The 14,881-nt window shown below is 71.8% G+C and carries 12 protein-coding genes; all 12 read right to left on the bottom strand.

Annotated elements, in window-relative coordinates; translation table 11 throughout:
• Positions 1–95: 95 nt before the first annotated feature.
• Complete coding sequence (locus ACWDBE_RS37380; RefSeq protein ID WP_449793052.1) at positions 96–326, bottom strand: hypothetical protein; 231 nt, start codon at positions 324–326, stop codon at positions 96–98.
• Positions 327–420: 94 nt separating this feature from the next.
• Positions 421–1,347: a CU044_5270 family protein gene (locus ACWDBE_RS37375; RefSeq protein WP_449810199.1), complete on the bottom strand. Its 927-nt coding sequence runs from the start codon at positions 1,345–1,347 to the stop codon at positions 421–423.
• Positions 1,344–1,976 (bottom strand): RNA polymerase sigma factor, encoded by a 633-nt coding sequence (locus ACWDBE_RS37370; RefSeq protein ID WP_449793050.1) that lies wholly within the window; start codon positions 1,974–1,976, stop codon positions 1,344–1,346. The genes ACWDBE_RS37375 and ACWDBE_RS37370 overlap by 4 nt, the downstream gene beginning before the upstream one ends.
• A 71-nt stretch (positions 1,977–2,047) precedes the next feature.
• Entirely contained in the window at positions 2,048–2,800 is a 753-nt protein-coding gene (locus tag ACWDBE_RS37365; protein WP_449810198.1) for a hypothetical protein, read from the bottom strand.
• A 179-nt stretch (positions 2,801–2,979) separates the two neighbouring features.
• Positions 2,980–3,921 (bottom strand): enoyl-CoA hydratase/isomerase family protein, encoded by a 942-nt coding sequence (locus ACWDBE_RS37360; RefSeq protein WP_449810197.1) that lies wholly within the window; start codon positions 3,919–3,921, stop codon positions 2,980–2,982.
• Positions 3,918–5,189 (bottom strand): cytochrome P450, encoded by a 1,272-nt coding sequence (locus tag ACWDBE_RS37355; RefSeq protein ID WP_449810201.1) that lies wholly within the window; start codon positions 5,187–5,189, stop codon positions 3,918–3,920. The genes ACWDBE_RS37360 and ACWDBE_RS37355 overlap by 4 nt, the downstream gene beginning before the upstream one ends.
• A gap of 238 nt (positions 5,190–5,427) precedes the next feature.
• Positions 5,428–6,813, bottom strand: a complete 1,386-nt coding sequence (locus tag ACWDBE_RS37350) for a cytochrome P450 (RefSeq protein ID WP_449793047.1) — start codon at positions 6,811–6,813, stop codon at positions 5,428–5,430.
• A gap of 69 nt (positions 6,814–6,882) precedes the next feature.
• Positions 6,883–7,473: a GTP-binding protein gene (locus ACWDBE_RS37345; protein WP_402407016.1), complete on the bottom strand. Its 591-nt coding sequence runs from the start codon at positions 7,471–7,473 to the stop codon at positions 6,883–6,885.
• Positions 7,448–7,822: a DUF742 domain-containing protein gene (locus ACWDBE_RS37340; RefSeq protein WP_449793046.1), complete on the bottom strand. Its 375-nt coding sequence runs from the start codon at positions 7,820–7,822 to the stop codon at positions 7,448–7,450. The genes ACWDBE_RS37345 and ACWDBE_RS37340 overlap by 26 nt, the downstream gene beginning before the upstream one ends.
• Positions 7,819–8,220 carry a roadblock/LC7 domain-containing protein gene (locus tag ACWDBE_RS37335; protein ID WP_392880879.1) on the bottom strand — a complete coding sequence of 134 codons (402 nt, stop codon included), beginning with the start codon at positions 8,218–8,220 and terminating at the stop codon, positions 7,819–7,821. The genes ACWDBE_RS37340 and ACWDBE_RS37335 overlap by 4 nt, the downstream gene beginning before the upstream one ends.
• Complete coding sequence (locus tag ACWDBE_RS37330) at positions 8,217–9,485, bottom strand: ATP-binding protein (RefSeq protein ID WP_449793045.1); 1,269 nt, start codon at positions 9,483–9,485, stop codon at positions 8,217–8,219. Before ACWDBE_RS37330 ends, ACWDBE_RS37335 begins: the two co-directional genes overlap by 4 nt.
• Positions 9,486–9,927: 442 nt before the next feature.
• Positions 9,928–14,874, bottom strand: coding sequence for an NAD-glutamate dehydrogenase (locus ACWDBE_RS37325; protein ID WP_449793044.1), 4,947 nt, complete (start codon positions 14,872–14,874; stop codon positions 9,928–9,930).
• Positions 14,875–14,881 lie beyond the last annotated feature (7 nt).

The raw sequence follows: 14,881 nt of genomic DNA, 5'->3' as shown, positions 1-14,881 counted from the left end.
CCACCCGCCCACCCCTTCCAGGAACCGCACAAGCAACAGCGGCCCCGGCCAAGCTTGGCCGGGGCCGCCGAAACCACCGCCAAGCAGCACTCAGTTCACTCGGGGTCCACCAGATCGCGGTACTCGACCCGGCCCTCGGCGACGGATTGCCTGGACGCAAGAAGTCGGCGAGAGTTCTCCGGCGACCGCATCAGGTACTCGGTCTCGTCCTGATCGGCAGTGCCCTTGACCAGGCGCAGCGCATGGCGACGCAGTTCCTCGACCTGGTCGGACTCCAGGTGCTCAATGATCTCGAAGAGGTCGCTGTAGTCGGGTGCGGTAGCCATCCGAACTCCTCCACTGGTCACTCATGCCGACGATGGCGCCGCCCCGAGCAGCCCGAGACGCAAAAGCGGCCGGCCACCACGGAGGCCACTGGGGCTACGGGCGGGTGCCGGCCTGGTCGACGACCGCGCGGGCGAGGACGGCCATCTGGCCGGTGATGTCGCCCTTCTTGAAGGTCGCGCCGTCGGTGACGGCGACGGTGCGCTCGCCGAGGAAGGTGTAGTCGGCGCGGTCGAAGATCCACTGAACCTCGGCCTTCCCGCCGCCGTCCAGGCGCGCGACCGCGATGCCGGGGCGGCCGGCCGCGTCGGTAACCGAGTCGATCACCGTGACGCCGGGGATCTTCGCGGCCGCCCGGTAGAGCGCGGCGCTGACGGCCGGTGGGGCGATCTGCTCGCGCAGGAGGTCGCCGACGGTCCTGAACGCCTCCTCGTCGGGGCCGGGCCCGTGGCCCGCGGTGTCCACGTGGATCCTGTCCAGCAGCGCGTCCGGGTCGGTCGGCAGGGCGGCGACGTAGGCGTAGCTGCCGATCCCGGTGAACGGCGCGGGTTCGGCTTCCCCGTGCTCGTCGCTTCCCCCGGGGTTCGGCAGGTGCCTGTCCAGGAGCAGCAGGTCCCGCCTGCTGCCGTCGACGGACCTCCAGAGCTCCCGGGTCCGCGGCGCCTCGCCCGCCGACCTCGCCCACTCGTCCAGGCTCTTCACGTAGACGAACTGGTCCCCGCGTGCGGCCGGGGCGGGCTGCTGTTCGGCGGCCTTCGCCGCGCGGTCCAGGACGACCGCCGCCACCGGTCGGCTGGGGTCCGCGCCACGCTCCGCCGGAACGCCGACCAGCACCAGGCCCAGCGCCAGGCCGCCCGCCAGGGCGGGCAGGGCCACCCAGCCGAGCCGGATCCGCCGGGGGGTGGTCACCGACCCGCGCGCGAACTCGCTCATCAGGTGCCCCCGCAGCTGCCGCCGGCGGTCGGCGGAGAGCCCCGGCCCCGTGGGCGTCGGCAGCAGTTCGTCCTCGTTCATCGGGTTCATCGGGTACTCCCAGGAGTCGTCGACCCGGCCGCTCCGCTGCGGCCACCCCGTACCTGTCCGGTGCCCGGCGGGAGTTCCCGCCCGCCCCGGAGCTCCTCGGCCGTCAGCGCGCGCAGCTTGGTACGGGCGCGCGAGAGCCGGGAGCGCACCGTGCCGATCGGCACCCCGAGTGCCTCGGCCGCGCTCGCGTAGTCCAGGCCCGCCAGGACGCAGAGGCCGAACGCCTCGCGCTCGGCCGTCCGCAGCCCGCCCAGCGCCCGCCGGACGGCGGCGAGCCGGGCGTCGTCGTCGAGCCGTCCGGCCAACTCCTCCGCGAAGTCGGGCAGGACGCCCCGGTCGGGCATCCGCGCCAGCGCCGCCCGGTGCCGCCGGGCGGCCCGGGTCGTGTTGCGCAGCACGTGGGCGGCTATCCCGAACAGCCAGGGCCGCACCGGCCCGTCGTCCTCCCGCAGCTTGCCGCGCAGCCGCCACGCTTCGAGGAACGTCAGCTGGACGACATCCTCCGCCGCCGCCCGGTCCCCCACCACCCGCGCCGCGTACCGGTACAGGTCGTCCGCCGTCTCATCGAACAGCTCCCCGAAGGCCCACTGGTCCCCGCTCCTCAATCGCGCCCGCTGTGACAGTTCCACACCCCCACCTGTCCGCAGGCCCCGCCCGGTTCCCGACGGGCCGCCGAACCGGCCCGAACCCCGGCCGGCTCTCAGGAGCAGTAGGTGCCGTGCTTGACCAGGGCGAGGGCGACGACCTTGCCCTCGGCCACGGTGAACTCGTAGAACCAGTCCGGGCCGCCGTTGCCGCTCTCGGCCGGGAGTTCGTAGGTGCCGCCCTCGGCCGGCTTGAGGTCCTTGCCCGCGTAGGCCTGCTTGAGCTGCTCCTCCGTCGAGCCGGCGCCGACGCCCTCGGCCGTCCTCGCCTCCGCGGGGGCGACCAGCTGACGCAGGCCCTTGGTGCCGAAGTTGACCCGGCCGGTGGCCCGGAACGCCTCGTCCCGGGCCTTGCGGGCGGGCCCGACGAGGTCCAGGTCCTTGTCGAGCGCGGTGATCTCCGCCTGGTCGGCGGCGTCCTGCCGGAGCTGCTCCTGGAGGCGGGCGCCGTGCTCCTGCATCTCCTTCAGCGAGGCCCCCGGCGCCAGCGGCGGAATCGTCTTCCGCTTCGCCCTGATCTCGTCGATCCTGGCCAGCGCCTTGTCGGCCTTCGCGTGGACGTCCGCCTCGGTCGCCATCCGGGCCTGGTCCGGAGCCGGGCCGCCCTTGTACGCGTAGTCGGTGCAGCCGTTGAGCACGGAGACCGGCGCGCTCTCCAGGGCCCCGGAGGCGAGCGCCTCCTCCTTGGTCATCGACAGCTGCAGTCCCCGGTAGCCGCCGGCGCCGAACGGCTGCGGCGGTGTGCTCGCCGCCGCGGCGCCGCCCTTGTCGCCCTCGCAGGCCGCCACCCCGGCTGCGACCAGAGCCATCGTCAGAACCGCTATCGCAGCACGGGTGTTGCGCGTCTTCCCCACCACGATCCCTCCCCTTCGTTGCTCGCACACAGTAGCGAACATCCGGGAAGAATTCACAGTGGGTTACCGAAAGGGAGGGAGGGCGGGCCCGCGCCGGTGACGCGGGCCCGCCCTCCCTTCCGTCCGACGACCGGTCAGCCGACCGGAGGCCGGGCGCCGAGACTGCGGGTGTAGTGGGCGGCGGCGATGACCGAGGCCATCAGCTCGGAGTCCAGGACCGAGGCGTCGGCCATCCGGGTGGCCGAGGCGTGCGAGGCGAGCAGCGTCTTGGTGACCCGCAGGGCGGCCTCGGGGCGGCGCGTGACGGGACGGGCCCACTCGGCCACCGCCTCGTCCAGCTCCGGCTCGGCGACGACGCGCTGCAGGATGGCGAGCTCCCGCGCCTCCACCGCGCCGACCGGGCGGCCGGTGAGGATGATCTCGCGGACCCGGGCCGCGCCGACCTCGTGCAGCAGGCGGGGCAGCAGCCCGCCCCAGGCGACGGGAAGTCCCAGGGCCAGCTCGGGCAGCCGGAAGACGGCGTTGTCGGCGCCGACCCGCAGGTCGCAGGCGAGCGCGAGGGCGAAGCCGGCGCCGGTCGCCCGGCCCTGCACCCGGGCGACGGTGACGGCGGGGCTGTTGGTGAGGGCCTCGCAGACCCGGCGGGCCCGGTCCCCGTAACTGCGTATCCGGCCGCCGGTCGGGTCCTCGTCCAGGCCGGCGAAGAGCTCGTCGCGGTCGCCGCCGAGGCAGAAGTCCCGGCCGGCCGCGGACAGCACGATCACCCGCACGGCCGGGTCGGGTGCGGCAAGGACGGCGAGGAGCTCGTCCAGCATGGCCGAGGTGACGGCGTTGCCCGTCTCCGGGCTGTCCAGCTCGACGTGGAGCACCGCGCCCCGGAGCTCGGAACGGACCGTACGGGCCGGTGGCGCCGGCTCGGGCGCGGCCACAGAAGCGACGACGGGCTCGGGCGCGACGAAGGGCTCGGGGGCCGGGTCGGGCCCGGCGTACCAGGCGGTCGCCGCCGGAGGCTGCGGGACGTACGAGGGCTGCATCGCGTACGAGGGGCACCGGGGGGCCTGCGGGGAGACGTTCACGCGGCGACTCTCAGGGACGTCACCCGGTGGAACACCATCCGGGGCGCGTGCTCGGGCGGGCTCACCGCCCGCAGCGTCGGGAAGCGCTCCAGCAGCTGCCCGAGCAGGGCCCGCGCCTCCAGCCGGGCCAGGCCCGCGCCGAGGCAGTAGTGGGCGCCGCCGCCGAAGGTGAGGTGGGTGCCCCGGCGCAGCGGGTCGAAGGTGTGCGGGTCCGGGTTGCGGCGCGGATCGCGGTTGGCCGCGCCGTACATCACGTGGACCATGGTGTCCTTGGGGAGGAACACTCCGGCCAGTTCGGTGTCCTCGCCCGCGACGCGGCTGTTGACGCGGATCGGCGGGTCGTAGCGCAGCGCCTCGTCGATCACCTCGTCGATGTGCTCCGGGTTCGCCCGCAGCCACTCCCACCGGCCGGGCGTCCGCAGCAGCTGCCACACCAGCGAGGAGAGCAGCGTCGCCGTGGTCTCCAGCGAGGCGATGGTGACGAACATGGTGAGCTGGTAGACCATCCGGTCGGTGGCCTCACGGTCGGACTCCAGCGCGTCCCAGGTGCGGATCCAGCCGGCGATCACGTCGTCGCCGTCCTTCTCTCGGCGCTCCCGGACGAGCCGGGTGAAGTACTCGCGCAGCTCCATGGTGGCCTGCTCGGAGATCGCCAGCTGGCTCTTGGTGGGCAGCAGTTCCTGGGCGTGCACCTGGTTGTGGGTCATCGTCAGGATGTGCGGGTAGTCCGCCGGCGCGATGTCCAGCCAGCGCCCGATGGTGCCGATCGGCAGCTGCTCGCTGACCACGGAGGCGAAGTCTGCCTCGCCGTCGGTCCGTATTCGCTCGGCCAGGCGGTCGAGCAGCCCGGCCGCGTCCTCCTCGATGTCCGCCGCCATGGCCCGCAGGGTGTTCCGGTCGAAGAGGCTGCCGAGGCTGCGCCGCTGCCGGGTGTGCTCGGGGGCGTTCAGCCGGGAGAGCGTCCGGCTCATCTCCCGGGTGGCGACGGCCTCCCAGCGCTCCGTCCCGGTCTGCCGCTCCTGCCAGGCGAAGTCGGGGACGAGCCAGGTCCTGCCGCGCAGGACCTGGTCGCACGCCTCGTAGCCGGTGACCAGGTAGCCGCCCCAGGGCGCAGGGACGAGGTCACCGAGCGCCCGCAGCTCGTCGTAGACCGGGCTCGGGTCGGCGAGCCCCTCGGCCGACCGCAGCCTGCGCAGCAGCGGGACGGCGGCGCGTCGGTCGGCCCTTCCGTCAGCACGCTCCCACTCCGCGGGGCGGGCTTCCAACATGGCGGTCACACGGGCTCCTTCAACACGCGGGCGGGCAGTACGGCGGCGTACTACCCAGCAACAGCGCGCTCAAGCGTCGATCCGTGTTGCCCCTGTCACGTACCGCACCGTCGCCACACGCCGTTCACCCCGCGGTGACCGGACGACTTCCGGCGGCGAGACGGGCCGGGGCCCCGCGCGGGCGCGCCGGAACCCCTGGCCGCGGTGCCGGAACCCCTCACCGAACCCCAGGGACGTCTCAGAGCCGGAAGACGTCCAGGAAGGAGCTCCACCAGCCCTTCTTCTGCGGAGCCCTGGCCGGCGTGACGGGCCCGGCCTGCGGGTACGCCTGCGCCTGCTCAAGGCCGACCGGCGCCGGGGCCGGGACGGCGTCCGCGGCCGGGGCCGTCCCCACGGTGCGGGCGGCCACCGGGCTGAACCGCACCGGGAGCGAGACCAGGCCGCGCTGGAACGGGCCCGGGCGCCACTCCACGTCCTCCGCCGGCACCGCGAGCGTGACGTCCGGGAGCGCGTTGAGCAGGCACTCGATGGCGCTCAGGGCGATCAGCTGGGCCGGGGACTTGGCCGGGCAGGCGTGCGGTCCCGCACCCCAGGCCAGGTGGGCCCCCTTGCTGAGGGTCAGCCGCGCGTCGGTCAGCGCCGGGTCGCTGTTGGCGGCGGCGAAGCTGATCACCACCGGGCTGCCGGCGTCCATCGGGACGCCGCCCAGGTTGAGGTCCTGCATCGGGTAGTGCGTCGCGTAGTTGGCGATCGGCGGGTTGTTCCACAGCACGTCGTCGAGGGCGTCCTCGATGCGCAGCCCGGAGCCGCCCTCACCGGACAGCAGCAGGAGCAGCGCGTTGCCTATCAGGTTGCGCTCGGGCTCGACGCCGGCGCCCATCAGCATGACCAGCTGGTCCTTGAGCTCCTCGTCCCGCAGGCCGGCCGGGTGCTGGATGAGCCAGGAGGTGATGTCGTCGCCGGGCTGGCGGCGCTTCAGCGCGACCAGGTCCATCAGGCAGGAGTTCAGCTCCTCGTTGGCCTGGATGACGTCGAGGCCGTCGAAGAGCGCGGACATGCTGCGGGTCAGCCGGTCGCCGATGTCGGCCGGGCAGCCGAACAGCTGGTTGAACAGCAGCAGCGGCAGCAGCTTGGCGTAGTCGTTGAGCAGGTCGGCCCGGCCCAGCGGACTGAACTGGTCGATCAGGTAGCCGGCGATCCGCTCGACGTGCCGGTTGAGCCGGCTGTCGTTGAGCCGCTCCAGGCTCTCGGTGACGGCCTTGCGCAGCCGCAGGTGCTCGGCGCCGTCCGTGAAGAGGCAGTTGGGCCGGTAGAACATCATCGGCAGGACGGGGCTGTCCATCGGCACCCGGCCCTCGTTCAGCGCCGCCCAGCGCCGCGAGTCCCGGGCGAACATCCCCGGGTTCTGCAGCACCCGCAGCGCGGCCTCGTGCGAGGTGACCAGGGTGGCGTCCACCCCCGGCGCCAACTCCACCGGCGCGGCCGGACCGTTGGCGCGCAGCCGGTCGTAGACCGCGCCGGGGTCGGCCGAGAACATCTCCCCGTAGAGCGGCGTGCTCACGCCGGCGTGCATCGGGCAGCCCGGCGGAGGCGACTGCGGGACGGGTCGCTGCAGAGATTCCATGGGTCGTTCCTTGGAGGTGGCCCCGGGCGGGTGCGGACCCGGGAGGGGGAGGGGGAGGCGTGGGGGAGGTCAGGAGGCCCGGTCGAGCAGGTGCCGGACGAGCGTCAGCAGCGCGTTGGCCGAGGAGCGCTGGTCCCGCGCGTCGCAGAACACCACCGGGGTGTGCGGCAGCAGGTCGAGCGCCTCGCGCAGCTGGTCCTCGGTGTACTCGCTCTGCCGGTCGAAGCTGTTGACGGCCACCGCGTACTCCAGGCCGTACTGCTCGATCAGGTCGATGACGGGGAAGGTGTCCGCGAGGCGGGTCGGGTCGGCCAGCAGCAGCGCTCCCAGCGCCCCCCGCGCCATGTCCTCCCAGAGCTGCATGAACCGCTGCTGCCCCGGCGTGCCGAACAGGTACAGCACGAGGTCGTCGCCGAGCGTCAGCCGGCCGAAGTCCAGGGCGACGGTCGTGGTCTTCTTGTCCGGTGCGCCGCGGAGGTCGTCGACGCTGACGGACGCCTGGGTCATGCTCTCCTCGGTGCTCAGCGGCGCGATCTCCGACAGGGCCCCGATGAGCGTCGTCTTGCCGACCGCGAAGTGCCCGACGACCAGGATCTTGACAGCGGTCGTCACCGCGCCGGGGACGTAGATGTCCTCAGGCGAACCGGCGTTGAAGTCCATGCAGTACCTTCTCTAGAAGTCTCGGGTCCGGGGCCTGGGCCGGGGGCGGGGCCGACCGGCGCAGCAGCCGTCCCTCACGGATCAGGTCCGTCAGCAACAGCCTCACGACCCCGACCGGCAGCTCCAGCCGGGCCGCGACCTCGGCCACCGAGAGGTAGCCGCCGGAGCACAGCTCCCAGATCGCCCGGGTCTCCGGGCTCGGCAGGCCGGGGAGGTCCTGCCCGGGCCCGACGGTGACCAGGGTGATCAGAGACAGGTCGTCCGCGTTCGGTAACTCGCGCCCGCCGGTGATGACGTAGGAGCGGATGAACCCGCCCGTGACCCTCTGTTCCTCGCCGCCGACCGTCATGAGCCGCTGTACGTGCTCTGGCGCGGTGCCGCCGACATCGCCCGTCCGAGTGCGCCCACCTGCTGCTGCATCCGGAAGGACATCGCCTCCATGTCGACGTCCGGGGCGGTGGAGGCGGCCAGGTACGCGCCGCTGCCGGCCGCGATCAGGAAGATCCAGCCGTGGTCGTACTCCAGCAGGGTCTGGCGCCAGACCCCGCCGCCACCGCCGACGAACGGGGCGACCGCGCGGCTAAGCGACTGCATCGAGCTCATCGCGGCGGCGTTGGTCTCCGCCTCGTCACGGCCGATCTCGCTGGAGCGCTCGAGCAGGAGGCCGTCGGCGGAGACGAGGATGGCGTGCCGGGCGCCGGGTACCTGGAGTACGTCGTTGAGCACCCAGGAAAGATCACGGCTCACTGGATCTCGGTTCCTTCCGTGGTCATGGTGTTACGCCCGGACAGCGTGCCGCGCTGGAACGCGCCGAGGCGGGACGGCGTGTGCCGGCCGGTGCTCCGCAGCTCCTCCGGCCTGCCCGGGTCCTGCGGGGTGGGGACGACCGACACCGGGCGCTGGCGGCGGCGCCGGGGCAGCAGGCCGTCCGCGGTGGTCTCCGGCCCGGCCGCCGCCGCGTGCGGCGCCGGCACCGGGGCCAGCGGAGCCGTCGGCTCGGACAGCGACACGAGCCGCTGACCGGGGGCCTGCGCCCAGGCCTGCGCGGGCTGCTCCACCGGCGCGGCCTGGTAGTCGGTGTGCTCGGCGAAGGGCGGGGCCGCGACCTCGCTGCTGAGCAGCTCGGCCGGCAGCAGCACCACGGCCCGCACGCCGCCGTACGGGGAGACCGAGTCGACGGAGACGCGGAAGCCGTAGCGGGCGGCCAGCATGCCGGAGACGGCGAAGCCGAACTTCGGGGGGTTGCCCAGACTGGTGAGGCTGATCGGCGCGCCCGGGTTCAGGAGCAGCGAGGCGCGGTCCTTCTCCTCCTGGCCCATGCCGAGGCCGGCGTCGTCGATGATCAGGCAGACGCCGGTGGGGACGGCCTGGACGCTGACCTCCACCGGGGTGTCCGGGGCGGAGTAGTTGGTCGCGTTGGCGAGCAGCTCGGACAGCACGACGGCGACCGGCTCGACGACCTTGCTGGCGAGCGAGACGCTGACCCGGGAGTGGATCCGCACCCGGTCGAAGTGCCGGATCCGGCCCTGGGCGCTGCGGACCACGTCGTAGACCGAGGCGACGCTCTCGCGGCGGCCGAGCCAGCCGCCGCAGAGCACCGCGATGCCCTGGGCGCGCCGGCCGAACTGGCTGTTGGTGTGGTCGATCGTCATCAGGTCGGCGAGGATCTGCGGGCTGTCGCCGTACTTCCGCTGCACCTTGTCGATGACGACCTGCTGCTCGTCGGCCAGGCCCTGCAGCGTCCGCATCGCCGCCTTGAGGACGGCCTTGGTGTCCTCCTCGGCGTCCCGGCGGACGGCCGACAGCTCGGACGCGTGCTGGCCCTGCAGGCGGTCGTGCAGCACGGCGAATTCGTCGCGCTGCCGCTGGGCCGCGGCGCTCGCCTCCTCCAGGGAGGCGTTCTGCCGTCGCAGGGCGATGTTCGTCCTGCGTGCCTGGAGGGCCGCTCCGACGGCTGCGAGCATCACCACGATGAAGACCCAGAAAAAGGGTTCCTGCACAAATGACGTCATGAAACTCTCTTCAGGTGGCATCGCGTGGAGCCGGTCCGGGCCCCGAAGCGCGAATGGGACTGGCGGCCGGAACCTCCCCGAAAGGCACCTGATGTCACGTCACATCGAAGTGCGGTCCGGCACGAGACCTGCGGCAACGCCTATCGCGGAGTCAGCCTACTGCAACTCATGCCATGTCAGAACAGACGTCAAAAAGGGCAGTTGGGGCGAAATTCCACTATCCACTGAGAGCTCTGCTGCCAATTGGTGGAGTTTGTGATGCCGCGTTAACCACAGGGACACGTCTCCCGCACACCCCGGTTCACGCGCAGAGTGATTCGTTCGTCACCCTGCGGAATCCGGCGGCCGGTTCTGGCCTTTCCGGCCGCGCCCGTCCTCCGGGGCCGCACATGCCGAAGGGGCCCGCGTCCGTGGACGCGGGCCCCTTCGGTGCAGCCGTTCGTCAGCGCATCGAACCGGTGCGCAGCAGGGTGCGGATGACGCGCATCGCGACCGAGAGGCTGGACAGCTCGTAGTTGTCCGAACCCCTTATGTCGTCGAGGGTGGTCCGGGCGCGGTTCAGCAGGGTCGCATTGAGGTCGGCCCAGGCGTTGTAGCGCTCCTCCGGGGTGGCGCCCTCGGCGCCGCAGGCCAGGATGTCGGCGGTCAGCGCCGCGTGCGCCGCGAAGAGGTCCTCGCGGATCGCGGCCCGGGCCATCGACGACCAGCGGTCGGTGCGGGGCAGCTCGATGATGCGGTCGAGCAGGTGCGAGATCTGCAGCCGGTCGCCCAGGTCGTAGTAGAGGTCGGTGACCTCGGCGACGTCCTTGCCGGAGCGGTCCGCGACCTCGGCGATGTCCAGGGTCGGGAAGACCGAGGAGAGGCCGGCGATCCGGGTGGCCAGCTCCTCCGGCACCCCGGCCGCGGCGAGCTCGTCGTACACCGACTCGAACCAGGCCAGGTCCTCACCGCGCAGCGGCTTGGGCAGCGAGGCCCAGACCTGGTTGACCCGGTCGTGGAAGAACTCGATGGTGCCGGCGATGTCGAGCGGCTGGCGGCGGTTGTTGAGCATCCACCGGGTGGCGCGCTCGACCAGGCGCCGCGAGTGCAGCCGCATCTTGGTCTGGATCCGGGCCGGGACCTTGTTGTCCAGGTCCTCGATCTCGGCCCAGATCTGCTCCAGGTCGAAGACGGCCCGCGCGGCGGTGTGCGTCCGGGCGATCTCCTCGTAGGTCGCGCCGGTCTCCTCCTTCAGGCGGAAGGCGAAGGTGCAGCCACCGCGGTTGATCGTGTCGTTGACGATCAGCGTGGTGATGATCTCGCGGCGCAGCGCGTGGTTGTCGATCGCGTCGGCGAACCTCGCCCGCAGCGCGCTCGGGAAGTACTCGTGCAGCGAGGCGCGGAAGAACGGGTCGTCCGGCAGCTCGGTGGCGAGCAGCTCCTCGGCCAGGATGATCTTGGTGTAGGCGAGCAGGACGGACATCTCGGGCTGCGAGAGGCCGCGGCCGTTCTGCTGGCGCTCACGGATCTGGCGCTCGGTGGGCAGGAACTCCAGCGCGCGGTCCAGCTGGCCGGCCGACTCGAAGCGGTTGATCATCCGGGCGTGCACGTTGACCATGCTGTGCGCCTGGGAGACGGCGTTGGCCAGCACCACGTTCTGCGCGTAGTTGTTGCGCAGCACCAGGTGGCCGACCTCGTCGGTCATCTCGGCCAGCAGGGCGTTGCGCTGCTTGACCGTCATGTCGCCCTCGGCGACGACCTGGTTGAGCAGGATCTTGATGTTGACCTCGTGGTCCGAGGTGTCCACACCGGCGGAGTTGTCGATCGCGTCGGTGTCGATCCAGCCGCCGGTGCCCTCGGGACCGCCGGTGGCCGCGTACTCGATGCGGCCGAGCTGGGTGCAGCCGAGGTTGCCGCCCTCGCCGATGACCCGGGCCCGGACCTGCTCGCCGTTGACCCGGATGGCGTCGTTGGACTTGTCGCCGACCTCGGCGTTGGTCTCGGTGGAGGCCTTGACGTAGGTGCCGATGCCGCCGTTCCAGAACAGGTCGACCGGGGCCTGGAGCACCGCCCGCATCAGCTCGGCCGGGGTCAGCTTGGTCGCCTCGACGCCCAGGGCCGCACGGACCTGCGGGGTCAGCTGGATCGACTTCGCGGTGCGGGGGTACACCCCGCCGCCGGCCGAGATCAGCGACTTGTCGTAGTCGTCCCAGGAGCTGCGCGGCAGGTCGAACAGGCGACGGCGCTCGGCGTACGAGACGGCCGCGTCCGGGTTCGGGTCGAGGAAGATGTGGCGGTGGTCGAAGGCGGCGACCAGGCGGATGTGCTCGCTGAGCAGCATGCCGTTGCCGAAGACGTCGCCGGACATGTCGCCGATGCCGATGACGGTGAAGTCCTCGGACTGGGTGTCGACGCCGAGCTCGCGGAAGTTGCGCTTGACCGACTCCCAGGCGCCGCGGGCGGTGATGCCCATGCCCTTGTGGTCGTAGCCGGCCGAGCCGCCGGAGGCGAACGCGTCGCCCAGCCAGAAGCCGTAGGACTCGGCGACGCCGTTGGCGATGTCCGAGAAGGTCGCGGTGCCCTTGTCGGCGGCGACGACCAGGTAGGTGTCGTCCTCGTCGTGGCGGACCACGTCGGCCGGGTGCACGACCTCGCCGCCGACCAGGTTGTCGGTGATGTCGAGCAGTGCCGAGATGAAGGTCTTGTACGAGGAGACGCCCTCGGCCAGCCAGGCGTCGCGGTCGACCGACGGGTCCGGCAGCTGCTTGGCGACGAAGCCGCCCTTGGCGCCGACCGGGACGATGACGGTGTTCTTGACCATCTGCGCCTTGACCAGGCCCAGGATCTCGGTGCGGAAGTCCTCGCGCCGGTCGGACCAGCGCAGACCACCACGGGCGACCTTGCCGAAGCGCAGGTGGACGCCCTCGACCTGGGGCGAGTAGACCCAGATCTCGAACGCCGGGCGCGGGGCCGGCAGGTCCGGGATGGCCTTCGGGTCGAACTTCATCGACACGTAGGAGTGCCGCTCGCCGGAGGCGGCGCGCTGGAAGAAGTTGGTCCGCAGGGTGGCCTTGATGAGGTGCAGGAAGGAGCGCAGGATGCGGTCCTCGTCCAGCGAGACGACCTCGTCGAGGGCGCCGGACAGCTCCTCCAGGATGCCCTCGGTCAGCTCCAGGGCACCCGAACGGTGGCTCGGGCTCAGCCGGGCCTCGAACAGGTTGACCAGCAGGCGGGTGGTGTGGGTGTTGTTGCGGAGCGCGTCCTCCATGTAGTCCTGGGAGAACGTGGAGCCCGCCTGGCGCAGGTACTTGGCGTACGCGCGCAGCATCATCGCCTGGCGCCAGGTCAACCCGGCGGTCAGCACCAGCTCGTTGAAGCCGTCGTTCTCGGCCTTGCCGGTCCAGGTGGCGGCGAAGGTCTCCTGGAAGCGCTCGCGGGCCTCGTCGGTGAGCTCGGTGGCCTCGCGCAGCTTCAGGCCGAAGTCGTAGACCCACGCGGTGGTGCCGTCGGAGCGGCGCAGCGCGTACGGGTGCTCGTCCAGCACCTCGACGCCCAGGCGCTGGAGCACCGGCAGGACCTCGGTGAGCGAGATCGGGCCGCCGACCCGGTAGATCTTGAAGCGGCGCTCGTCGTCGCCGGCGCCGACCGGCTGGTACAGGTTCAGGCGGAAGTCGCCCTCGCCGTGCAGCGACTCGATCTGCTTGATGTCGGCGACGGCGGTCCGCGGCGGGAAGTCGGCGCGGTAGCCGTCGGGGAAGGCGTTGGCGTACTTGTGGCCGATCTCGGCGGCCTTCTCCTCGCCCAGCTCGATGTGCAGCTGGTCGTGGAAGCCGTCCATCCAGAACCGGGCGGCCTCGGCCAGGCGGTTCTCGATCCGCTCGATGTCCGTCTCGGTGAGCTGCGGCAGCTCGGTGCCCGGAGCGACCCGGACCACGAAGTGCAGGCGGGTCAGCACCGACTCGGTGGCGTACACCGTGTAGTCGATGGTGGCGCCGTTCAGCTCCTCCTTGAGGATGTCGGTGATCAGCAGCCGGATACGCGTGGTGTAGCGGTCGCGCGGCAGGTAGATGAAGGCCGAGAAGTAGCGCCCGTACTCGTCCTGGCGCAGGAAGAGCCGCAGCTTGCGGCGCTCCTGGAGGTAGAGCACGCTCGTCGCGATGGAGAGCAGCTCGGAGGCCGGGGTCTGGAAGATCTCGTCCCGCGGGAAGGTCTCCATGATCTGGAGCAGGTCACGGCCGTCGTGGCTCTCGCTGGAGAAGCCGGAGTCCTCCAGGACCGCCTGGACCTTGCGGCGCACGACCGGGATGCGGGTGACCGACTCGGTGTAGGCGGCGGAGGAGAACAGGCCGAGGAAGCGGCGCTCGCCGATCGGCTCGCCGGCGGCGTTGAACTTCTTCACGCCGACGTAGTCCAGGTAGGCCGGGCGGTGCACGGTGGCACGGCTGTTGGCCTTGGTCAGGACGAGCAGCTTCTTCTCGTGGGCCTTGGCGCGCACCGGCGCGGAGAGCCGGCCGAAGGCCTCGCTGACCGCGTGGTGGGCGTCGTCGTGGCTGTGCGGGTCGGAGCGCAGGATGCCGAGGCCGGTCCCGGCGACGGCCTTGAGGACCTCCTCGCCCTCGTGCTCGACCAGGTCGTACTCGCGGTAGCCGAGGAAGGTGAAGTGGTCGTCGGCGAGCCAGCGCATCAGCTCCCAGGCCTCGCCGACCTCCTGCTCGGGCAGGCCGGCCGGGGGCTCCTCGGCCAGCTCGTCGGCCAGGCGCAGGGCGCTCTCGCGCATCTTGCCCCAGTCCTCGACGACCTCGCGGACGTCGCCGAGCACGCGGCGCAGGTCGGCCTCGATGGAGCGCAGGTCCTCGCGGTCGGTCTCGCGGTCGATCTCGATGTGCATCCACGACTCGACGGTCGCGTCGGCGGGCCACTCGGTGCCGGCGGCCTGGCTGCGGGAGCACGCGTCGACGTCCAGGATCTCCAGCAGCTTGCCGGTGATGTCACGGCGGACGACCAGCTGGGGGTGGATCACGATGTGGATCGCGCGGTCCTGGCGGGACAGCTCGTTGGTGACGGAGTCGACCAGGAAGGGCATGTCGTCGGTGACGACCTCGACCACGGTGTGGCCGCAGGACCAGCCGTTCTCCTCGACCGAGGGGGTGTGCACCCGCACCTCGGCGGTGCCCTGCGGGCGCTTGAGGCCCAGGCGGTAGTGGGAGGCGGCCGCGCCGTACACGTCGACCGTGTCGCGGTCGACCAGGTCCTCCGGCGCGGTGTGGAGGTAGTAGTGGTGCAGGTACGCGGTCAGAGCGCCGTTGCTCAGACCCTCCCCCGGCGCCGCTCCCCCCACCTGGCTGTTCTCAGCGGCTGCGGCTGCCTTCTTGAGCAGTTCGGCCTTGGCTGCGTCCAGCTTGGTCTGCATGACTTCT

The sequence above is a fragment of the Kitasatospora sp. NPDC001132 genome, assembly GCF_053598415.1.
This window is presented reverse-complemented; position numbering and strand designations above follow the sequence as displayed.